This window comes from Azospirillum tabaci, assembly GCF_014596085.1.
In the GTDB taxonomy this organism is placed as follows: Bacteria; Pseudomonadota; Alphaproteobacteria; order Azospirillales; family Azospirillaceae; genus Azospirillum; species Azospirillum tabaci.
This window is the reverse complement of sequence record NZ_JACCJY010000038.1, coordinates 24,556-44,963: the sequence shown is the minus strand read 5'-3', so window position 1 is coordinate 44,963 and position 20,408 is coordinate 24,556. Positions and strand designations below refer to the sequence as shown.

Genomic DNA, 20,408 nt, shown 5'->3' with positions numbered 1-20,408 from the left:
GGGGCGGCCAAGTCAATTCCCGCCGCGCCGCCGTCGCACGCGGTCGCACGGACCGCCTTCGGCGCTGTCTCCGCCGTCCTCCGGACCGGAGCGCTTTGTCCTCGCTTCGCCGTTCGGGGCGGGGCCGAGGTTGCGACGCCCACACCATTGCCACGCCTCGTCATTCGCTTGCTCTCCTTTGACACGATGACCGTTTTGAAATCATGAATACCGTCCTCGTGCTCCTTAGAATTGCTCATGAAGACGATCGTCGTTTCGGGGCCATTCGGAGATATGGTTAAGGATTGACGAAGGCAATTCAGAGTGATATGCATGCAAAACGTTGGTGTTAAGGGGCGCATTTATCATGGATGACTCGGCGTAGCACGAAATTGTGGTTGATTGTCCGCCGACAATATTATCCCTTAATTTAAGAGTCCTGCGACATAAAAAGGCGCTACGATCCCTGGGCCTTCGGGTGGCAAGGCGAGCGGGGGAGGGCGCGCATGCCTCGGACACTGGATCAACGATTCGACGCGACCTGGCGGGTTCTGAGGCTTCTGGGTGATGCGGTAGCGCGCCCGACCACGCTGAAACGCTTTGAACGCGCGGCGCGCATGGTTGCGGAAGCCCTCGCTCCGGAAACCGCGCGGAACGTCCTCATCGGGATCAAAGATTTCACGCGCTTTTGCGTCCAGCGCGGATCGCGCGTGTTTCCGGCAACACCGAACACTGTGCTGGCCTATGTGCGCCGACGCGCTGGCGTGCTCAGCACCGAGGTGCTCAGCCGGCGCGTCGCCGAGCTGAGCCGCCTCCACCGCCTGGCCGGCTGCGCCGACCCCACGGAGCATCCCGCCGTCGCGCTCGCGCTCAAGGGGGCGGCGCGCCGGCAACGTCGCCACCGCCGCCAAGCAGCACCGTTGACGCTCGACATTCGCGACCGCATTCAGGCCCGGCTGGGTCATGGCCTCGTCGACCTGCGCGACGCGGCACTGCTCGATCTTTCCCTCGACCTGCTCGGCCGACGGTCCGAAACCGTGAGCATCGATGTCGGCGATATCGAGCGGTTATCGGATGGGAGCGCTCTGGTGCGCTTTTGCCGGGCGAAGGTCGTGACCAGTGATGCCGAGACCGTCGGCTGGATTTCGCCTGCCACCCTCGCGACCGTCGATCGTTGGACAGCTGCCGCAGGCATCACCGACGGCCCGCTGCTGCGCAGCTTGACGCGTTCCGGCGTAACGCCGAACCGCTTGTCCCCGGAGCACGTGTCACGTGCGTTCAAGCGGCTCGCCCGCCTTGCCGGTCTCGATCCGGTGCGCATCAGCTCGCACTCGCCACGAGTCGGCATGGCGCAGGAACTGACCGCCGGCAACTTCGCTCCGCCGTTGATCATGCACGCCGGCGGCTGGCGGGCTCCGCATCTGCCGGCCCGCTACGCTGCGCGCTTGGCCGCGGCGCGTGGTGCGGTCGCGCAGTTGCACCGGCAACGCGTGGGCAGCGCGACATTGCCGCCAGTTGTGCCGACGGACGCGATGCTCACGGCGCCGGTGCTCGAGGAGGCGGAGAAATGAATGCGGACCCGGGCTTGGTACGGCCGACCGGAGCCCCGGTGCTGGACGTCCGGTGCCGTTGGATGCTCGTCGAGGCGTTCGCGGCTGCCGGACTGCACCCGCTCGTGCCCGTCGCCTTCACCTGGGGACCGAGCGCGCTGGAGACGTACCTGCGAGCGCATCCCGATCAAGTTTCTGCGGCACGACGGGCGCTCGCGGACTGTCGTGACGAGGCGCGTCATCATGTCGGCCGGTATTTCGGCTGGCGCCAGGTTCCGGATGATCCGGCCGCAGCCTGGTCGCTGGAGGATCTGATCGAGCAGCTTCGGCACTTGGCCGGCGATCCTGCCCGTCCGTCCCGTGAGAGGAAACCCTGCTTTGGTCCTCCCGAGACGACGGCATTGGCACTCCATGCACTACGAAAGGAGCAAGTATGATGAGCAAGGAAGCCCGCATCATCGAACGGATCCGTCAGGACGTCGTCGAGCCGGAGGACGCTATGGCCGCGCTGTCCACGTCCGAATACCTGTGTGTTGCATTGGGCATCAACCGCTTGGACCTGCTGCCTTCAAGGTTTCCCGACTTCGAATCCGCTTGGCATCGGCTTGACGACGTTCAGCGATCAATCGTGCTGTTCTACGTCTCTCCGCCGGGGTCGGTGTACCGAAAAGATGATTGGGGCGCTTCCCGATGCTAATGGCCCAAGCTGAACGGGCAGTTACGCTGTACTAGACCCCATGTCACTGCTGAGCTGACGGTGGCTCGTCTCACGTTCTGTCGCGAACAAGGGTTGCGCCGGGTGGGCCGGCGCCTTGCCGCGGACAGAGGAGACGAACCATGGAGCCGAAAAGCGGGGGTATTGTCGCCATGGACACGCACAAAGGACGAGGGGCTGTCGCCAGCGCCGATGGCTTGAGAGAATCGTCTCAACAGGAGGCGACCATGCCCGACGATCCGCAGTGCGATGGGGCAGAGGGCGACACCCCGCGCCTAACGGCAATGCCGCTGTATGCGGACGTCTTTCCGCCGGGCAGGGCTCGGTGGAACCACCGCCTGCTCAGCCGCGACATACGCGGCGGCTTCTTCCACGTTCCTGGAGCAGCCAACGGCTTCGCTAAGCGCGTCGACGCCATGCGCGCAGCCGAGCGTGCGCTGTACGAGCACGGCGCACCGACGGCGCAACAATCGGCCGGTCTCGAGGCTCGTCGACCCGACGATTTCGGGTGGAAGCTGATGGCTCGGAATGGGCGTATCCCGTGCGGGACGCTCTCCGGCGGTGGCGACCAATGACCGACGGAACGCTCCTAGAGTGGCATGACAACGGTCTGGTCTATCGGGCCGAATGGGATGAGTGGCGCCTGGGTGTCTGGCGGGTGCCGGGCGTCGTGCCTGAGAAGACGGAATGGTGCTGGATGCTGTCACGGTCGACGGATCCTGACCAAGCCGCGGAGGCCCTGGGCTGGGAAAGCGCGCCGGACGCGGCAATGCGGGCCGCCGAAGCGCACCTGCTCGAGGGAGACTTGCTGACCGGACACGAGCGCGCGAAATTGGTACGGGCGGCGACCGCCGCGGTCTGGAACGCGTTCGACGAGAAGCACGGACGCTTCGTGGACGAATGGAACCGCGACTTTATGCCAGAAGACGAATGACGATCGCCCCGGAACGGGAGCCCGGAACGCGAGGGAGTGGCAAACTGATCCGACTGAAGCTGCTGATCTGGCACCAAGTCGCGGAGATGGCGAGGGCTGCATGACCGATGCGTGCCGCTGGGTCCGCACCTCCGACGACGTCTTCGTCCTCATCGTGGGGGACAATGGCGCCCGCGTCGCGGAGGATGCCGATGGCCGCTGGGCATGGAACCTGATGATGCGTCACGGCCCCGCGTGGCTGACGTGCGGCTGGGAACGTCCCGCACCGACATGCACCGACGCCTGCGCCATGGCTGAACGCGCGCTGCTCGATCGCGGCGTGCCGTTCCATGGCCTTCGACGTCTATGTCTGGCTGGCCTACTGCCTGCACGTGCTAACGCGTTCCACGCCCATCGGGTGGCCAGCCCTGTTCGGACAGTTCGGCGGCGGGTACAACGAGATGAAGCACTTCAAGCCGGAGTTCCGCAAGGCGCTCGACTTCGCCCTAACGGTCTATGAGCAGGCATGCGTCGACCTCACTGAGGAAGGCGCCGTCCTGCATCCCTCGCAGCCGCCGATCCCCGAGCGCGAGATCGCCCGTCTTCAAGCCAGTCGGTAAGTTCCAAATCTCCGCCACCAGGACCGTTGTCGGTCGACATCAGTGGGTCCGAACCGCGCCAGGACCGTCATAGTCGGTCGGGAAGTTCCAAACCGGTGCACGAGGACGGTCCTCGGTCGAAAAGTTCCAAACTCACTCCCGCAGGTGCTCGGAAGCTCCCGCTGGCGGCGCACTTCTCGAGGCCCATGTTGAGGCCGAGCCTGATAAGACCTTGCTGGCGGGCCGTCTCGACGTACGTCAGTTTCCTGGTTAGGACGCGTTGGCAAAGAGGTGGTGGGTTGAAGAAGCGTTCCCTATGTGGGTCGAATGGGACGCTATGAACTGACCTATGGTCGATACTGATCAGTCGGGCTTCGCTTAATTCGGCCCCGAGAACCTTGTCAGCCGGCTTTGACGCTGGCCGTGATCTCGCCTAGAGCCATCCATGGGCCTCGCGGCCGGTCCCTGACGTCGACCCACTGTTGAGCTGCCTCTCATTCGCGCCCGAGTCCGCTGTGCCGGGTGATGGAGCGCCGGCTGTCCTCGTGCTCGTAGACCTCAACCGACACACCACCCTCGGTGATGAGAAAAAGCTTTCCGGGAAGAGGGTACGCCAACATCGGCCTCCGTTGCGCTGCGGTGCCGGGCGGAGGGCCCGGCGGTCCTGGTATAACGCTCATCATGCAATATCGCACCGACCGGCGGGCGAGGTGTTCCGCTAAGGTTGATCCGGTGCTCGTTGACCGATCGGTGGCCTTGCAGGTTGCCGATCCCTTCTGGTATTCTAGCGCAATGACAGGAATCAATATTGAACAGGTCTTTACGGCCGAAAGCCAAAGCGTCTTCGATCTCCTAACGGTGGAGGGGCAGGGCTGCTACGTTCCGGCCTACCAGCGGCCCTACGCGTGGGACACCGGCAACGTTCACCGTCTGCTTGAGGACGCGACTCTCGGATTCGCCAAGCTAGCGGAAGACGGCGGCTCGATCCGCTTCCTCGGCACGGTGATCGCGGTCCAAGGCACAACCTTAATCGATATCGAAGCCCCGTTTGCCCGCGAATTGCCGACTCGAACCCTGACGATCATCGACGGGCAGCAGCGGCTCTGCACGCTCATCATCCTCAACATTGTCCTGCACGATGCACTTCGCGCGCTAGGCCGCGAGATAGCCGAGGAGGAGGAGCACGAGGCGATCCGATGGTTCAAGGAGGACACTGACGACTTTCTAGACGAACTCGCCAAAACCTTTCGCTTCATCGGGCGCCGGGCACGCGCCAGAGACAGGCACGATTGGTATCCCCGCATCATCCGGGCCTATGACGACCGGTGGGGCAGGACGGCGGCGGTGGCCCGCTACGTTTCGCCGATCGCTCGCTTCATCTGGGAATATATGGAGCACGTTGCGGACGAAGCGGGGAACCGCTTCGACTATGAACCGACCGACGACGACGACGAAGTCCCTGAGGATCACGGGCCCGTCGTCGACGTGATAACTTACCTCCGCGATGCAATCGATGGTCTCGCGGAGGGTGCGTACGAAAACCTCGTGCTTCCGACTGCTACGGACATCCTGGAAAAACAGCACTTCCGGGATAGCCTGTGGCCGCACCCTCTGCCACCCCACCTCGCGCAGTTCCTACGCGACGGCGGCGGCCACCCGCTACACGGGGCCTTGGAGCGGGCAGTCCGGCTCGGTGCGTTCGCCCGCTATGTCAACCAGGGCATGGCCGTGACCGTTGTCTTAACGCAAGCCGAAGATCACGCATTCGACATGTTCGAGTCGCTGAACACGACAGGCCAGCCTTTGACAGCCTTCGAGACATTCAAGCCAAAGGTGCTCGAAGCCGAGGGGGGCGCCTACCAAATGTCAGAGTCGCGAGCTGCCATCGAGAAAGTGCAGGGCTACCTCGACCGGTTCAAGCGCGCAGACGAGCGGCAGAACGCGGCGAGCACGCTCATGATTCCCTTCGCGCTCATCGAGGAGGGCCACAAGCTTGAGAAGCACCTGAGCGCGCAGCGCCGATACTTGAGGGACGGCTACGCGCGAGCGCCGGACATCGTGGCCAAGCAACGCTTCACGACGAGCTTAGCGACGACCGCACAGTTCGTGGGCTCGGTTTGGCGGCCCCGTCGGCGCCAGGACCCGCAGCTTCTGCCCCATCAGGGACTGACCGATCCGGTGGCCGAACTCTGCATGGAGGTTCTGCGCGATATCCGCCACGACGTCGCGATCGCCCCCATCGCGCGCTTCTACGCGGCCTACTGCGACGTTCGCACCGCCGGCAGGGCCTCGGCAGCGGCAGAGTACTTCGCCGCGATCAAGGCGGTGACGGCGTTCTCGATGCTCTGGCGGGCGAGCCAAGGTGGAACGGCCAACATCGACGGGGTCTACCGCGACATCATGCGAAGGGGAGCCGCTGGGGGCGCGCCGCTTGCGCGCCAGCGGGGAGAAACGCCGACGGCGGCGGCGCTGCGTACGATGCTGCGCCATTACCTCAACGAGGAGGACCTCGACCGTGAGACCTGGATCCGCAACGCAAGCCAGATCCCGATCTACCGTGTCGGGCAGACGATCACAAAGTTTCTTCTGTTCGCGGCGTCACACGACGCGACGCCAGACGAGGACGCGCCTGGGCTGATCGAGCCGGGCCGTACGGGCACCAATCCGATGCTCACGCGCGAGCAATGGCACGACGAGGTCAATATCAGCGTCGAGCACGTCGCGCCGAATGCGCCTAGCAACGGATGGCCCGAGGACGTGTACGAGGATGTGCGCACCGTGCAGCGGCTCGGCAACTTCATCCTTGTGCCCAAGCAGGAAAATAACCTACTCGCCAACCGATCTTGGGAGCAGAAGCGGATTCTATACACCCTGTTCTCATCGAAGACTGTCCGACAGGCGCAACGAGCAATCACCTTGGCCCGTCGGGGCGGCTTCAATGTGGGCCGCACCGCCGAGGATCTTGTGGCGACCTCGCGCTATTTGCCGATGTGCGAAGCAGTTGCGACGTACGAAGGAGAATGGGACGAGGCGTTCATTGCCGAGCGTGGGACGCGGCTGGCGGAGCTTGCTTGGAATCGGCTCTGGACTTGGCTTGAGGAGCCGCAGGTGCCACGGACGCGCGTGAGGAGGCAATGATGGATAAACGGGCGGTGTGGCGCAAGGTGGCGACATTTCAAACGCCGAGCTGAGTCTGACGCACGCTCGGGCATGCTTCTCGAGCCCGAAGATGTTCGAGACCGTCGGACCTTGGAACGGCGACTACGCGGCGGTGGTGTTGGGCAAACTCGGGGTCGCTCCATAGGACGGGCGAGAACCACGGTAAGGAGACATAGGGCATGCAGGGATCATTGGGAAATCTCGGGACCAGCCCTGAGAACCGCAAAAATCCTGGATTGCACGCAGCTGTGGTTCCGCTGAATCTGGCTCCGGACACGCCGCTCCGCACCCTGGCGTCCTGGATCAAGGCGCGATGGGTCTGCGAACAAGGGCACTAGCAGATGAAGAAGGAGCTGGGCTCGATCACTTCGAGGGCCGGAGCTGGCACGGCCTGCGCCATCATGCGATCCTGGTGATGATCGCTTTGGCGTTTCTCCAGCACCTTTGGCTCGCCGCCGCGCCGGAGTGGGGGAAAAAGGACCGACGAGGACAGCGGTCCACCTCCGCAGCCGACGCTCCCCGCCGTCCGCCGAGCTATTCTCGCGCGCACTCGTCAGACCGCACCGATCCGATGTCCGTATTGTCGGTGCTGGCTCGTCCCGCACAGGCGACAGTAGAACTGCTAAAGTAGTGCTGGTGGTCCGCGCCGAACGGGCAGTTATGTTCTACAAAGGATGTTGGCGGGTTACTGGCCATGTTCCCACCAGTCCGCCACCCGCCGCGCTCCCGGCCGTCCGGACCTGAGCGCGGGCGGGACGCCCCCTTCCGCGACCTCCCGTCGCGCCCGCGCGCGATGCTCCTATATGTCGATGGTTGATCTGCGGCGTCCGCCGCGGACTGTTCGTCCATGGGGCCGCTAGATGCGCCGCACGCTGGTGCCTCACCCCGCTGGCCGCCGCACGATCGCCGCTCCTGCTCTGGAGCGTTTCATGCTCGTCCCTCCCACGCCCTGCGCCGCCCAAGTCGCTGGTCCGCCGATCGCCCTGCCGACGGACCGCATGCCGGAGGCCGAGGTCGCGCTGCGCCTCGCCTTCCATCTCCTCGACCAGCCCGGCAGCGACGGCCACGCCGAGGTCGCCATCGATGGCGCCATGGTCCGTATCGCCGGCCGCGACATCTTCCCGCTCGCCGCCTTCCTCGCCGCAACCGGCTGGCAGCAGGCGGAGCGGAGCCCCAACGCGGGCAACGCCTGGCAGGGTCGGTACCGCCGTGGCAACCACGCCTTGACGGTGCACGCCCGCTCCGGCGTCGGCGACGTGATGGCCCGGGTCGGCACGCGCCGGATTCGCGCCGAGTGCAAGGGCGGTCCTCTTGTGCCGCGGAAAGGCAGCCCGGAGTACCCGATCCTGCAGAAGGCCATCGGCCAGGTCGTCACGATCGAGGCCGTTGCCCCGGAGGACCTGATCGTCGTTGGGGTCCCGGCGACCTCTCGGTTCGCCGCATTGCGCGAGCGTTGGAAAGACCGGCCGCTGTTCGCCGGCACCGACGTCCGCATCGCGCTGGTCGGGCGCGACGGACACGTCGACGGCCTCGAGGACCTCGCGCCATGAGCGGCGAGCCGCAGCGGCCTGCCCTGCCAACGCGGGTGGACAGCTTCGGCCTTCCGGCCGATTTGGCGGCGGCCGTCGAGAAGGCGAAGGCGTACGCCGACGCCGCCCTGACGGCGAACACGCGGCGCGCCTACGCCAGCGACTGGCGCGCCTTCACCGCTTGGTGTGCGGCGCACGGTCTGGACAGCCTGCCCGCCGCGCCGGACACCGTCGTGCTTTACCTCACCGACCTGGCCGGCCGTCTCAAGCCATCCACCCTCGAGCGCCGGCTCGTCGCCATTGGCCGGGCGCACACCGCCGCCGGGCATCCCGCGCCGCGCGGCCACGCCGCCGTGGGGTTGGTCCGCCGCGGCATCCGCGCCACGCACGGGACGGCGCCGGCGAAAAAGGCCGGGGTGGGGGTGGTCGACCTGCGCCACATGCTCGCCGCCCTGCCGGCCGACTGCCGCGGCGCCCGCGACCGCGCCCTGCTGCTACTTGGCTTCGCTGGCGGCTTCCGCCGCGCCGAGCTCGCCGGCCTCGACCTCGCCGACCTCGAACCGGCCGGCGACGGCCTGCGCGTGACCATCCGACGCTCCAAGACCGACCGCGAGGGCCGCGGCCGCACCATCGCCATTCGCCGCGGCCGCCACCCGGAGACGGACCCGGTGGCCGCCGTGCAGGCGTGGATCGCCGCGGCCGGCCTCGTCGCCGGGCCGCTGTTCCGCGGCGTCCGCAACAACGGGGTGGTCGAGGATGGGCGGCTGTCCGACCGCACCGTGGCGCTCGTGGTGAAGCGGGCGGTGGCGCGGGTCGGGCTGAAGCCCGAACGCTTCGCCGGCCACAGTTTGCGCCGCGGCCTGGCCACCGCCGCCGCCGAGCACGGTGCCCCGGAACGCGTCATCATGCGCCAGACCGGCGACCGCTCCGAGCGCGTGATGCGTGGCTACATCGAGGAGGGCCAGCTGTTCCAGGACGACGTCGGGCGCTATCTACCGCTGTGACCGGGCGAGGCGTCCCCAGGCGCGCCGCAGACCCCGAGAGGTAAGGAGAGACGATGTTCGTGGTGAGCGAAGAGGAGCGCACCGCCATCCGCCGCGCCTTCGACGACGGCGGCGAATGGTCGGCCGTGGCCGAGCTGCGCCGGTACTTCCCGATCGAGCGCAACGAGGATGCCCTGTCTGCCGTGCGCGCGATCGTGCGGTGGCGCTCCGCGCCCGTGCCGCCGTCCCCATGACCGTGGAGTTAGCCAACCCCGTAGGGCGGGGGCGCCGGATGGAAGCGGCCGGTTGTTGGCCGCCCTCGCTCGAGGGCGCGAGACCGGGAATGTCGGCCTGCGGACACGGACCAGCACTTCGGGGTAGGCATGCGCAACAGCGAGCTGATCGGCAAACCGGATTGGACGCCGGCGACCAACGAGGCCGTCGCCGCGGATCGCGCAGGCGACGCAGACCCGAGCACCCCGGATGAAGAACATGGGGCCGTATCCTAAAGGTTGTTTGTGCGAGTTGATATTGCCAAAACAGATGCATACCATGTAAGATAACGGCCATCCGGTGGAAAATCCTAAAAAAGGAGTGCCGGACCGAACATATAGCTATGATAGGGCCTGAAATGTCATCCAACACAAATCAGCAGAGTGCTTCCAGCCTTTACATATTTTCGGCTGACGGTATGTGGGCGCACGCTGGAGAAGGCTCAACGATAGAAGAAGCGCTTGATGACGCTGAGAGCAAAGATGGAGGCTACTGCTCGTTCGAACTTCCGGACGATCATTATTATGAGTATGAAATAGAGTGCGTTAAAGTCCCCAAAGTACTTGAAGGAAAATACTATGATATGATGGAAGATGACGACTATGATGGGGGCGAAAGTGTTTACAGATTCATGGAGCACTGCAAAGATGCAAGCCCAAATACAGAGGTAAGAAAGATAAAAGTTACAGAAACGAAGTCCGATAGAAAGTTGGAAGTTATTTAGAGGAAGGCGCGGCTTGCGTTAAGAAAAGGGTGGGGTTCTTTTCTATATCAGTCGCCCAGAGTTGTTCGGAGGGCTGGCGTCAAAAGCGGCATTCCGGGCCAAGCTTGGCTGAGCAACGAACCGGAATGCCGCAACTGATCAGCCGAGGGAAGCGACCGTGCCGTAACCGGCTTGAGCGGCCTTGGCTCTGACAACGATTCGGATTTCCGCGCCATACACCGATTGCAGTAGATGCTGCACGGCGTAGACGAGGCGAGCGTGCTCCATTGCTGCCCGGATGCGGCTCAACTCGCCGGGACTGGATGCGGCCAGAACTAGGTCGCCAGCGGAACGCACGAGGTTCACGGCCGCGTTGTCTACCAGCAGCGCCGCCCTGCGACGGCGGCGTTCGGCCAGCCACGCCTCGACTTGCTCGCGCTCCTGCGGCGTCAGGGCTGCCGACACGGCAGTCGGCAGCGTGTCGTCGAATGCCGAGAACTTGCCCACGACCTTCTGTTGCCCTCGCCCTAGGGCCGAGGCGTAGGTAGTTCGGATCAGCTGGATCGTCCACCGCCGCTGGCCCCGTCGCTCTCGAATCATCATGTCACCGCCTCCTTGTGCGTTGCGTCTGGCGAAAACAGCATCATGGGGGCGTCCCCCTACTGCTAGAGCGCTGCGCGGCGGTGGCGCGGTGAAAGTCGGCATTCGGCGGATGAGAACGTGCCCGCATGCGGGCGGTGGAATGACTGCCGGCGGACTATCGCTGAGCTAATTGTCCGTATGCGCCCTGCCGCATATCAGCGGCGTTAGCGGCGGAAGGTTGCCCGTGCGCCTAGCGTGGCCCTGGTCCTTCCAAAATGAGAACAACCATACCATGACATCCATTCAAAGCTGCGGCCTGCCTCAGTCGATACGCCAGGCTTTGACTTGACGTTTTCCGCTAAACCATTGGTACACAAAAGAAAAAAGGCATCTCCCCTTATATGTTTGCGCAAACAACTGGCATGTGCTGACGAAATCGCGATAGTTTTGCCATCATTCCGTTGACAGAATCGGATCCTGCATGGCATATGTTTGCGCATACAAACCGAAAAAAACGGTGAACAGTGAGCCGTTCACCACAAACAATGAGGGTTTGATGCCGTTCCGCCCCTGCCCGCCGGTTTCGGCGGACCGCACCAAAGCGCAACCGGCGCCGCATGGTCCGCGCAAGCCGCCCACCCTACACGGCTACAACCGGGCTCTGCTGCGCACCCCTGTTCAGATGGAGCCGAGCGGCTCGGCTCCGTTCCTCCCGACTTATGGCATGCTCGTTCCCGACAACGCCGGAGTTTACCTGATCCACGATCTGCGCGGCGTCCTCTACGTCGGGCGCACCAACCTGCTCCGCCGCCGCTTCAACGAGCATTTCTGGATCGCCGACAACGAGCTCTTGCTGGTCGCCCGGCGCCATCCGTTCGGCGAGGTTGCCTTCTCCTGGATCCTCGTTGAGGCCGAGAGCGACCGTGCCACGCTTGAGCGCCGCCTTGTCTCTTGGCTTCAGCCGCCGTGCAACCGGCTGATCCCCGGCGCCCCCAACTGAATCCCCTTCCTCAAGGAGACGCACCATGGCCATTCTGATTCCCGCCATCAAGGCGAAGCTCGGCAACACAGAGTACTTCGAGACCACCATGAAAGTCCGCGACTTGGTGCAGGCCGTTCGCCCGCCCAAGGAAATGGACCGCTGGGCCAACCTCGGCATCGAGGAACGCATGCAGCGCGACGCCGACCTGAAGCGCATCAAGAACCAGCTCGCACCGTACATCGTGCGCAATGCAGACCGCTTCTTCGGCTCGCTCATCGTGCTGGTCTACAACGGCAAGGTCGAGTTCGAGACCATGGCTGAGCTCGCGAAGAGCGTGCCCGCCGCGTACAAGCAGATCGCCCAGCAGATCGGTTTCCTGACCATCGACGGGGGGGCGCTGATCGTGCTCGACGGCCAGCATCGACTGCTTGCGCTGCGCCTAGTGCAGCAGGGGGATGCCGAGGGGGACTTCGCGGCGGAGGTGCCGGACGACGAGGTCTGCGTGCTGTTCATCAACTACGAAAACGACGTCAAGACGCGCCGCATCTTCAACACCGTCAACCGCTATGCCAAGCAGACGAGTCGTGGCGACAACATCATCACCAGCGAGGACGACGGCTACGCCATCGTTGCCCGCCGCTTGCTGCGCGACGGCGCGCCGTTGGGGTCTCGGGTGTACGGCAAGAAGTCCGAAGACGTGGTGGAGTGGAAGAACAACACGCTGACGACCCGCTCGACCCGCCTGACCACCATCAGCGTCGTCTATGAGACGGTGAAGCTGGTCCTGGCGCACGACAAGGTGGCCAAGCTCGACCCGCAGGATCGCCCCGACGACGACGCGCTGGACACCTACACCGAGCACGTCACGAAACTGTGGGAAACACTGCTCGAGCACATCGAGCCCTACCAGACCGCGCTGACGGATCTGTCGAGGATTCCCGAGATGCGCAAGGACGAGGCGATGACCGCGCTCTTGTTCAAGCCGGCGGCGCAGCTCGCCCTCGTCGATGGGGTCTTGCGGAGCATGGCGCTCGGCAAACTGACGCTGGTCGATGCCGTGAAGCGAGTCAACCGCATCCCCGATTGGAGCATGGGGGCAGAGCTGTGGCGCGACATCATCATCAAGTCCGGTGGCACCATCGATGCCGGGGGAGAGGCCCGCGAACGCATGGCGACGCTGATCTGCTACCTGATCGCGGCGGACAAGCTCGACGAGAAGATCAAGGCCGCTGCTTGGCGCTCGTTCACCAGCGCCCGCGGCAAGCCTGACGAAGACCTGCCGAAGCCGGTCGAAGGCGAGATCTACACCGCATCGGAGGCCAAGAAGTTCCTCGGCGAAGCCACGGCAAAAGCCGCCTAACCCTCCCCGGCTGGCGCGCCTCCGCTTCTGGCGGCAGAGGCGCGCCAATCTAAATTCGTTGAGCGACTAAGGCGTGATCCGCGATCGTCACACGTTGGAGAACTCCGATGCCTGAGCAGTCCCGCCTTCACATCGCCGTCATTGAGGCTGAAAACTACGGCATGTTGGTGTGGGGGAAGGACCCCTGCGCCGCGGTGAAGAGCTATTATGACCAGATGGACGCCTTCTGCGCCCCTCGAGACCCCCACTTCCACGACGAATTCACCGTTACCGTTTTTCGGATCCCCGAGGAGCTGGAGGGGAGCATCCAGAGCATGCTCGGACTCGAGTACCCTGACGAAATCGAGGGAGTCGCGCAGGACCTGCAGCAGGAGCATCCCCACATCACATCCTGCCGAGTGCGCGTTGTCTACACGGTCCAAGGAGCCGTGGTGTCCGAGCTAAAGCGCCCGCCGGATCTCCTCGGCCGCGGCGCTCAATAGCAGCACGGCAGCCTCAATCTCCTGCTCCGTTGTGAAGCGACCGAGGCTCAACCGGATCGACTCATCAGCAGCGCTAGTGGGCAACCCTATGCTCCGCAGCACGTGGGACGGCTCCGGAATGCCGGACGTGCACGCGGCCCCTGCGGACGCGGCAAGCCGCGGTTGGACGGCGTTGAGAAGCAGGCTGGCCTCAACGCCGGGAATACGGACATTGAGATTGCCCGGATGGCGATGCGCCAAAGACCCATTCACGCAGAGCCCGGGTATGCTCGCTTGCAAGCCGGAAAGAAGCCGATCCCGCAGAGTGCGGATTTGCACGATCTCCGCCTCGCGCTCTCGACTCAACAGTGCACAAGCTTCTCCGAAGCCGACGCACAGCGGGGTCGGCAGCGTTCCCGAACGCAGCCCGCCCTCCTGGCCACCTCCATGAATGATCGGTCGCGGACGCACCGGCAGGTCACGGCGGATGAACAGCGCCCCGATGCCCTTAGGGCCATAGACCTTGTGCGCTGACAGGCTCAGCAGGTCAACGCCAAGCTCCCGAACGTCGAGGGCTTGCACCGCGAGCGCCTGCGCAGCGTCGGTATGGAACACAGCGCCGACCGAGCGGCACAGGGCTGCAATCTCAGCGATCGGCTGCTCTGTACCGATTTCATTGTTGACCGTCATGACCGACACCAAAGCCGTCTGCCGGTCGACAACCTGCGCGACAGTCGCTGGGTCGACGATGCCATCGTTGCCGCAGGGGATCGTGACGATTTCGAAGCCTTCCTCCGACAAGGCGCGGGCAGCGCCGAGCACGCATTTGTGCTCGATGGCGCTAACCAAGACGCGGCGCCGCGGCGCCGGCATGGCGCGCGCGATCCCGAGCAGGGCAAGATTGTTGGACTCAGTCGCACCCGACGTGAACACGATTTCATCCGCATCCGCGCCGATGGCCGCCCCGATTCGCCACCGTGCTTCGCTAACGGCGGACTCTGCCTGCCACCCAAACGCGTGATCGGCGGCGTGCGGGTTCCCGTACTGTTCCAAAAAGTGTGCTTCCATCGCCTTGTACACCCGTCGATCAACGGGCGTAGTGGCTTGATAATCCATGTAAATTCCGGCTTTGCTCGATGGGGGTTGCTCTTCCATTCTTTACGTTACCCTTTTGTTCCTATACCCCGCTTGACGCGCGTGGCGTTCTAAGGATAGCGGACTGGCGGTAAGCGCCAGTCGGATGCATTGACCGTACAACAGGAGCGCTCTATTCTCAACTGGCAGAGGGTTCCAGTCAGACGGTGGTCATGGTGCGCAGTTTGCTCGACGACGAGAGATTTAAGCTTCAATTTGCCGGGCATGAAACATTCCCGCTGCGTTATGGCTGGCTAAAGAAGTCATTCGATGCCATTTTTCCTGATGAAGAACGTGAAGAATTTGACAGCAGGTCCATATTTACTACCGACGACGCGATTGCCAACTTCGGTGTCGGGAAAAATATGGTGGCGTCTATGCGGCATTGGTCGCTGGCGTCAGGAATACTGCGCAATGGCGGCGCAGAGGGGGAAGATCCCGCACGGCTCTACACCACCGAGCTTGGCAGGCTCATCCTAGGCGAAGCCGATCCCTACTTGGAGCACCCGGCCTCCCTCTGGTTGATCCATTGGCATTTTGCCTCGATGCCGGGGCGCGCGACGACTTGGTACTGGGCGTTCAACGAGTTCCATGAGCCGACCTTCAGCCGCGAGCTGCTGCGGACACGGCTGCTGCGCCGGTGCGAGGAGCTGCGCGAGGCGGGGCGGTTGCGAGAATCCCGAATCACCGAAACCACGCTGCGTCGAGATGTTGAATGTTTCATCCGGACATACGTGGCGCGCCTCTCGACAAGCCGCGCCTCCCATGAAGAGAGCCTGGAATGCCCACTGGCTGAGCTTTTTCTAATCCAGCCCGTCGAGGTCGGTGGCGCGTTCCAGTTCCGTCGAGGCCCTAAACCGACGCTGCCCGACGAGGTCTTCTTGTTTGGGCTTGTTCAGTTCTGGACGACCCTCTTTCCCAAGCGGGGCGAATTCTCGGTCGAGACGCTCACCCACGAGCCGGGCTCTCCCGGACGAGTCTTCCTGCTCGATGAGGAAACAGTCGCCGACCGATTGGCTCGGTTGACCGATCTCACCAAGGGAGCGATCCGCTGGGATGAGTCGACCGGTTTGCGGCAGGTCTACTCGCCTGACCCCAAGGCAGCCAAGCCCTTCAAGCACCTGAAGCGGCTTTTCACTTCCCACTCCGGCGCGAGGGCCGCATGACCACCCTGCTTAGCGACGTTGTCCGCGTCAATCGGCGCTTCCAGCGCTCGATCCGCATCGACACCGACATCGGCGCGACCGCCCTCGAGGGATTCGTCTGCCCCCCGTCCGCGGCGGACGCGCTGCTCACCATGGCGCGCCAGGTCGCCGAAACCGGCCAAGGCGCGTTCACGTGGACCGGCCCATATGGCTGCGGCAAATCCAGCCTCGCCGTGGCGATGGCTGCGCTGCTTGGCCCCTCCGGGCGTTTGCGCGACCAGGCGCTCGCGGCGATCGGCGAGGAAACGGCAAGACAGCTCGTCTCCTTGATCCCACCCGGCGATGCCGGGTGGGCCGTGCTGCCGGTGGTCGGGCGGCGAGGCGATCCGGCTGCCGTGATCGGCGAGGCGCTCGCCGCCCTGCAAGGCCCCCGCCGCGGCCGCCGGCGGACCACGTGGAATGGAACCGAGGTCATCGCGCAGCTCAACCACATGGCCACAGAAGGGCCGGGCGCTGGGCTTCTCGTGCTGATCGATGAAATGGGCAAGTTCCTCGAGGAAGCCGCGGTCGGTGGCACCGACGTTTACTTCTTCCAGCAGCTCGCCGAAGCCGCGTTCCATAGCAACCGTCGGCTTGTCGTCATCGGCATCCTGCACCAAGCGTTTGATGACTATGCGCACCGCTTGGCCCGGGAGGTGCGGGATGAATGGCTGAAGATCCAAGGCCGCTTCGCCGACATCCCCATCAACGTCGCAGGCGAGGAGCAGATCGAACTCATCGCCCGCGCCATCGAATGCGATCATCGTCCCGATGCGAACGGTGTCCTCGCTGCCGGCGTTGCGGAGGCTATCCGACGCAACCGCCCCGGAACCGGAAACGGCTTGGAGCGGCGCCTGCACGAGTGCTGGCCCCTTCATCCGGTCGTCGCGAGCCTTCTGGGGCCGCTGTCGCGGCGTCGCTTCGGCCAAAATCAGCGCAGCGTGTTCGGATTTCTTAATTCGGCAGAGCCGCATGGCTTCCAAGAATTCCTCCGCGGCACGGTTGTGGGCACGGACGTCACCTACGAGCCCAACCGGCTTTGGGATTATCTCAGGGCGAACCTGGAGCCCTCCATCCTGGCATCGCCGGACGGGCACCGATGGTCGCTGGCGGTGGAGGCCGTCGAGCGCTGCGAGGCCCGTGGTGGCGACGCGCAGCACCTCCGCCTCGTCAAGACGATCGCGCTCATAGACCTCTTCAAGGAACGCTCCGGCCTGCTGCCGAGCCCGGAGGTCCTGGCGCATGCCCTGCCCGTCCTCGGCCGCTCCAAACTCGACGCCCTGCTCGAGGAGCTGAAGGGCTGGTCGATCATCATCTACAAACGGCATCAAGGCGCTTTCGCAATCTACGCCGGAAGCGACTTCGAGATCGACGCGGCGGTCGACGAGGCCCGTGCCCGGATGACCGGGATCGATCTCGCCAAGCTGCGCTCCCTTGCGCTGCTTCAGCCGGTCGTCGCCAAGCGCCATTACCATGAGACGGGGGCGCTGCGCTGGTTCGATATGGACATTGCCGCATTGGCCAATGGCGCCGAGTGCGTTCAAGCCTACCGCCCCCAGAACGGGGCTACGGGCTTGTTCCTTCTTCTTATCGGCACGCAAGGAGAGAATGAGCCCAGGGCGCGGAGGCTTCGCGAACAGGCGGCGGCGGCGGCCCGCGACTGGCCCGTCGCGATCGGGTGGTCGCGCGACAGCTACACCATTCGGGAGCTCGCTATGGAGCTTCTGGCGCTCGAGACGGTCCGTGCCGAGCGGCCGGAGCTGCACGGCGATGCCGTCGCTCGCCGAGAGGTCAACGCGCGCGTGGCGCGAGCCGCGGCTGAACTCGAAGAGGGCTTGCGCCGCGCATTCCTATCCGCGACTTGGATCGTCAGCGCGGTGAGCGACGGTACCGATGCCACGGATGGCCAGATCACGGCGCTCCCCCAACAAACTGGATTTGCGGGGCTTAGCCCTGCGGCATCCTACCTGGCCGATCAGCGCTACAAGAAGTCCCCGCGGCTCAAGAACGAGCTGCTCAACCGCATCAAGCCGTCGAGCAACGCGGTGGCCGCGCAGAAAGGCTTGCTCCGGGCGATGGTGGAGAGGGTCGGCGAGCCGGATTTGGGATTCGTCGATGGCTACCCAGCAGAGCGCGGCCTGTTCTCCTCACTGCTGGAGAAGACTGGCCTCTATCAGGAAAGCCGGGACCAGCCCGGCCGATGGCGGTTTGTCGAGCCGGTGGCCGGGCACGACGCGGGCCTCGCTGACCTGTGGGACGCCGCTGACAAGTTGTTCCGCGGGGCGGGGGCCGGGGGGGACACCGTGGCAGCGCTCTACAAAGCATGGCAGGCGCCGCCCTTCGGCGTGCGCGACGGCGTGCTCCCCGTGCTCGCGATCGCCTTTCTGCTCTCCCGGATCGATCGTCTCGCCGTCTATCTGGACGGCGTCTTCCAACCCCGCCTCGGGGCGCTCTTGATCGATCGGTTGACCCAGGATCCGAGCTCCGTCCGCTTGCGCTGGAGCGACGTGACGGAGTTTCATCTGCATGTCCTCACCGGCATCGCCGACCTCGTGGCCGAGTTCGGCGGGACGCCCGCTGGCCCCGCCCATCCCGAGCCCATTGCGATTGCCCGCGGCCTCGTCGCGGTCGTCACGGGCCTAAAACCATGGGTGCTCAAGACGACGCGTCTCTCCCCAACAGCGGTTAAGGTGCGCGATCTGGCCAAGCGGGCCAATGATCCCAACAAGTTCCTGCTCGACGACATCCCCAACCTCTTCGGTGGCGGACATGGAGCGAGTGCGGCGGATGCATCCCCAGTGATCGCCGCCGTCCGCGAGGGATTGAGCGAGCTCGTTGGCATTTACCCGCAAATGCTGCGCGAGCTCGAGGCGGTGATGCTCGCCGAACTCCGAGTCCGAGAGCGCGGTCCGGCCGAGCTCGCCGAGCTGCACAGTCGTGCCGAAACCGTGCTCGGCCTCACGGGCAATTACCGCTTGGATGCGTTTGCCACCCGTCTCAAGGGCTATTCAGGGCTGGAGGAAGAGATCGAGGGAATCGCCAGCTTGGCCGCCAACAGACCACCCCGAGACTGGGTCGACCGCGACATCGATCAAGCCCGCATCGAGGTCGCGGCACTGGCGCAGCAGTTCCTCAAGGCGGAGAGCCTGGCGCATGTGAAGGGGCGTCCAGACAAGCGGTTCCGGATGTCCATTGTTCTGAGCGATCCGCACCGCGCCTCGCCAATCTCGCCGGACTTCGACATTGCCGAAAGTCAACGCAACCAAGTCGAGGAACTTGCTGAGGAGCTCCTTCACATTCTGGTGCGCAAAGGCGCTGAGCGTGATGTGGCGCTAGCTGCTCTGACGGAGTTGGCTGCCCGCCTGGCCGAGAATGAACCAGCCGGTTTCGTGACCACCGCCACTAATGCAGTCCGACGCCGGAGGGTCTCATGACCAGCGAACGCCACGTCCTTGGTCTCTCCGGCGGGCGCGACAGCGCCGCGCTCGCCGTGTTCATGCGGCAGCACCACCCAGAGCTCGATATCGAATACTTCTTCACGGACACCGGCAAGGAGCTGCCCGAGGTCTATGAGTTCCTCGGGCGTCTGGAAGGGTTTCTCGGCAAGCCCATCGAACGGCTAAACCCGGATCGCGACTTTGATTTTTGGCTGACGCAGTACAAGCACTTTCTTCCTTCGCCGAAGACCCGTTGGTGCACGCGCCAGCTCAAGATCCGTCCCATGGAGCAGTGGCTGCGGCCCTCGCTCGAGGCCGGCGTAAAGGTCGTGAGCTACATCGCAATCCGGGCTGACGAGGATTACCGAGAGGGCTACGCGTCGACGCATCCTAACCTTTCTGTCCGGCTGCCGTTCCGGGAGCGCGGTATCGACAAAGACGGCGTGCTCGACCTTTTGGACGCCTATGGCGTCGGCCTGCCTGATTACTATCGGTGGCGGTCACGCAGCGGATGTACCTTCTGTTTCTACCAGCAGAAGATCGAATGGGTGCGCCTTCTAGACGAGCACCCAGACGCCTTCGACGAGGCCAAGCGCTACGAGAAAAATGCCGTGGAGCATGGCTCGCCTTTTACCTGGAGCCAAGGCGAGAGCTTGGAGGAGCTCGCGCGTCCCGAACGGATCGCGCAGATTAAAGAGGAGCATGTAAAGCGGTTGGCCCGGCTTGAGCAGCGTCGCCGTGTCAACCCTCTGCGCTCCGACGCGGAGCCGCTGGACATCGATGATATTTATGGAACGGCAAAAGTTTGCATATCTTGCCACAAATAAGAATATGCACGCTTTACCCGCCATGGAGAGTTGCATAA

Annotated in this window: 19 protein-coding genes and 1 pseudogene; 18 read left to right on the top strand and 2 right to left on the bottom strand. The window is 64.2% G+C overall.

What is annotated here, in order from left to right; translation table 11 throughout:
• The first annotated feature begins 485 nt into the window (after positions 1–485).
• The 12 genes and pseudogenes from H0B54_RS25855 to H0B54_RS25805 all read left to right on the top strand — a co-directional run bounded on the left by H0B54_RS25855 (position 486) and on the right by H0B54_RS25805 (position 10,424).
• Positions 486–1,550 carry a tyrosine-type recombinase/integrase gene (locus H0B54_RS25855; protein ID WP_188262712.1) on the top strand — a complete coding sequence of 355 codons (1,065 nt, stop codon included), beginning with the start codon at positions 486–488 and terminating at the stop codon, positions 1,548–1,550.
• A 62-nt stretch (positions 1,551–1,612) separates the two neighbouring features.
• Entirely contained in the window at positions 1,613–1,966 is a 354-nt protein-coding gene (locus H0B54_RS25850; RefSeq protein WP_188262711.1) for a hypothetical protein, read from the top strand.
• Positions 1,963–2,226: a hypothetical protein gene (locus tag H0B54_RS25845; protein ID WP_188262710.1), complete on the top strand. Its 264-nt coding sequence runs from the start codon at positions 1,963–1,965 to the stop codon at positions 2,224–2,226. Before H0B54_RS25850 ends, H0B54_RS25845 begins: the two co-directional genes overlap by 4 nt.
• A gap of 245 nt (positions 2,227–2,471) precedes the next feature.
• The gene (locus H0B54_RS25840; protein WP_188262709.1) at positions 2,472–2,819 is read left to right on the top strand and encodes a hypothetical protein; all 348 of its coding nucleotides are present in this window, start codon (positions 2,472–2,474) and stop codon (positions 2,817–2,819) included.
• Complete coding sequence (locus H0B54_RS25835; protein WP_188262708.1) at positions 2,816–3,178, top strand: hypothetical protein; 363 nt, start codon at positions 2,816–2,818, stop codon at positions 3,176–3,178. The genes H0B54_RS25840 and H0B54_RS25835 overlap by 4 nt, the downstream gene beginning before the upstream one ends.
• Before the next feature lie 329 nt (positions 3,179–3,507).
• Complete coding sequence (locus H0B54_RS25830; RefSeq protein WP_188262707.1) at positions 3,508–3,777, top strand: hypothetical protein; 270 nt, start codon at positions 3,508–3,510, stop codon at positions 3,775–3,777.
• Between the two features lie 660 nt (positions 3,778–4,437).
• A complete protein-coding gene (locus tag H0B54_RS25825) occupies positions 4,438–6,894 on the top strand; it encodes a DUF262 domain-containing protein (RefSeq protein WP_188262706.1) in 2,457 nt (818 codons plus the stop codon).
• A 281-nt stretch (positions 6,895–7,175) separates the two neighbouring features.
• Positions 7,176–7,546, top strand: a pseudogene (locus tag H0B54_RS30040) (IS701 family transposase); the annotation flags it as partial.
• Between the two features lie 298 nt (positions 7,547–7,844).
• A complete protein-coding gene (locus H0B54_RS25820) occupies positions 7,845–8,465 on the top strand; it encodes a hypothetical protein (protein WP_188262705.1) in 621 nt (206 codons plus the stop codon).
• A complete protein-coding gene (locus H0B54_RS25815; protein ID WP_188262704.1) occupies positions 8,462–9,448 on the top strand; it encodes a site-specific integrase in 987 nt (328 codons plus the stop codon). Before H0B54_RS25820 ends, H0B54_RS25815 begins: the two co-directional genes overlap by 4 nt.
• Positions 9,449–9,501: 53 nt before the next feature.
• Positions 9,502–9,681 carry a hypothetical protein gene (locus H0B54_RS25810; RefSeq protein ID WP_188262703.1) on the top strand — a complete coding sequence of 60 codons (180 nt, stop codon included), beginning with the start codon at positions 9,502–9,504 and terminating at the stop codon, positions 9,679–9,681.
• A gap of 377 nt (positions 9,682–10,058) precedes the next feature.
• Positions 10,059–10,424 (top strand): hypothetical protein, encoded by a 366-nt coding sequence (locus H0B54_RS25805; protein ID WP_188262702.1) that lies wholly within the window; start codon positions 10,059–10,061, stop codon positions 10,422–10,424.
• 138 nt (positions 10,425–10,562) lie between these two features.
• On the opposite strand, the gene H0B54_RS25800 is transcribed toward H0B54_RS25805, so the two are convergent.
• A complete protein-coding gene (locus H0B54_RS25800) occupies positions 10,563–11,006 on the bottom strand; it encodes a hypothetical protein (RefSeq protein ID WP_188262701.1) in 444 nt (147 codons plus the stop codon).
• 535 nt (positions 11,007–11,541) lie between these two features.
• On the opposite strand from H0B54_RS25800, the gene H0B54_RS25795 reads away from it, so the two are divergent.
• From H0B54_RS25795 to H0B54_RS25785, 3 genes are all read left to right on the top strand, one after another.
• Positions 11,542–11,985, top strand: a complete 444-nt coding sequence (locus H0B54_RS25795; protein WP_211109556.1) for a GIY-YIG nuclease family protein — start codon at positions 11,542–11,544, stop codon at positions 11,983–11,985.
• Between the two features lie 25 nt (positions 11,986–12,010).
• Positions 12,011–13,327 carry a DGQHR domain-containing protein gene (locus H0B54_RS25790; RefSeq protein WP_188262699.1) on the top strand — a complete coding sequence of 439 codons (1,317 nt, stop codon included), beginning with the start codon at positions 12,011–12,013 and terminating at the stop codon, positions 13,325–13,327.
• Positions 13,328–13,434: 107 nt separating this feature from the next.
• Positions 13,435–13,809 (top strand): hypothetical protein, encoded by a 375-nt coding sequence (locus tag H0B54_RS25785; RefSeq protein WP_188262698.1) that lies wholly within the window; start codon positions 13,435–13,437, stop codon positions 13,807–13,809.
• Here H0B54_RS25785 and H0B54_RS25780 read toward each other — a convergent pair.
• Positions 13,768–14,904 carry a cysteine desulfurase family protein gene (locus H0B54_RS25780; protein WP_246472815.1) on the bottom strand — a complete coding sequence of 379 codons (1,137 nt, stop codon included), beginning with the start codon at positions 14,902–14,904 and terminating at the stop codon, positions 13,768–13,770. The two genes, H0B54_RS25785 and H0B54_RS25780, sit on opposite strands and share 42 nt — an antisense overlap.
• A gap of 203 nt (positions 14,905–15,107) precedes the next feature.
• On the opposite strand from H0B54_RS25780, the gene H0B54_RS25775 reads away from it, so the two are divergent.
• The 3 genes from H0B54_RS25775 to H0B54_RS25765 are packed head-to-tail and all read left to right on the top strand — an operon-like array spanning position 15,108 to position 20,370.
• Positions 15,108–16,088 carry a DUF4007 family protein gene (locus tag H0B54_RS25775; RefSeq protein WP_211109555.1) on the top strand — a complete coding sequence of 327 codons (981 nt, stop codon included), beginning with the start codon at positions 15,108–15,110 and terminating at the stop codon, positions 16,086–16,088.
• Complete coding sequence (locus tag H0B54_RS25770; RefSeq protein ID WP_188262695.1) at positions 16,085–19,540, top strand: ATP-binding protein; 3,456 nt, start codon at positions 16,085–16,087, stop codon at positions 19,538–19,540. Before H0B54_RS25775 ends, H0B54_RS25770 begins: the two co-directional genes overlap by 4 nt.
• Positions 19,537–20,370, top strand: a complete 834-nt coding sequence (locus H0B54_RS25765; RefSeq protein ID WP_188262694.1) for a phosphoadenosine phosphosulfate reductase family protein — start codon at positions 19,537–19,539, stop codon at positions 20,368–20,370. The genes H0B54_RS25770 and H0B54_RS25765 overlap by 4 nt, the downstream gene beginning before the upstream one ends.
• Positions 20,371–20,408: the final 38 nt, after the last annotated feature.

Excerpts from the sequence above, each read along its gene's own strand:
- H0B54_RS25845 (WP_188262710.1), top strand. The coding sequence starts at position 1,963 with ATGATGAGCAAGGAAGCCCGCATCATCGAACGGATCCGTCAGGACGTC.
- H0B54_RS25785 (WP_188262698.1), top strand. The coding sequence starts at position 13,435 with ATGCCTGAGCAGTCCCGCCTTCACATCGCCGTCATTGAGGCTGAAAAC.
- H0B54_RS25805 (WP_188262702.1), top strand. The coding sequence starts at position 10,059 with ATGTCATCCAACACAAATCAGCAGAGTGCTTCCAGCCTTTACATATTT.
- H0B54_RS25850 (WP_188262711.1), top strand. The coding sequence starts at position 1,613 with ATGCTCGTCGAGGCGTTCGCGGCTGCCGGACTGCACCCGCTCGTGCCC.
- H0B54_RS25855 (WP_188262712.1), top strand. The coding sequence starts at position 486 with ATGCCTCGGACACTGGATCAACGATTCGACGCGACCTGGCGGGTTCTG.
- H0B54_RS25835 (WP_188262708.1), top strand. The coding sequence starts at position 2,816 with ATGACCGACGGAACGCTCCTAGAGTGGCATGACAACGGTCTGGTCTAT.
- H0B54_RS25820 (WP_188262705.1), top strand. The coding sequence starts at position 7,845 with ATGCTCGTCCCTCCCACGCCCTGCGCCGCCCAAGTCGCTGGTCCGCCG.
- H0B54_RS25810 (WP_188262703.1), top strand. The coding sequence starts at position 9,502 with ATGTTCGTGGTGAGCGAAGAGGAGCGCACCGCCATCCGCCGCGCCTTC.
- H0B54_RS25795 (WP_211109556.1), top strand. The coding sequence starts at position 11,542 with ATGCCGTTCCGCCCCTGCCCGCCGGTTTCGGCGGACCGCACCAAAGCG.
- H0B54_RS25770 (WP_188262695.1), top strand. The coding sequence starts at position 16,085 with ATGACCACCCTGCTTAGCGACGTTGTCCGCGTCAATCGGCGCTTCCAG.
- H0B54_RS25780 (WP_246472815.1), bottom strand. The coding sequence starts at position 14,904 with ATGGATTATCAAGCCACTACGCCCGTTGATCGACGGGTGTACAAGGCG.
- H0B54_RS25825 (WP_188262706.1), top strand. The coding sequence starts at position 4,438 with ATGCAATATCGCACCGACCGGCGGGCGAGGTGTTCCGCTAAGGTTGAT.
- H0B54_RS25830 (WP_188262707.1), top strand. The coding sequence starts at position 3,508 with ATGGCCTTCGACGTCTATGTCTGGCTGGCCTACTGCCTGCACGTGCTA.
- H0B54_RS25790 (WP_188262699.1), top strand. The coding sequence starts at position 12,011 with ATGGCCATTCTGATTCCCGCCATCAAGGCGAAGCTCGGCAACACAGAG.
- H0B54_RS25800 (WP_188262701.1), bottom strand. The coding sequence starts at position 11,006 with ATGATGATTCGAGAGCGACGGGGCCAGCGGCGGTGGACGATCCAGCTG.
- H0B54_RS25815 (WP_188262704.1), top strand. The coding sequence starts at position 8,462 with ATGAGCGGCGAGCCGCAGCGGCCTGCCCTGCCAACGCGGGTGGACAGC.
- H0B54_RS25765 (WP_188262694.1), top strand. The coding sequence starts at position 19,537 with ATGACCAGCGAACGCCACGTCCTTGGTCTCTCCGGCGGGCGCGACAGC.
- H0B54_RS25840 (WP_188262709.1), top strand. The coding sequence starts at position 2,472 with ATGCCCGACGATCCGCAGTGCGATGGGGCAGAGGGCGACACCCCGCGC.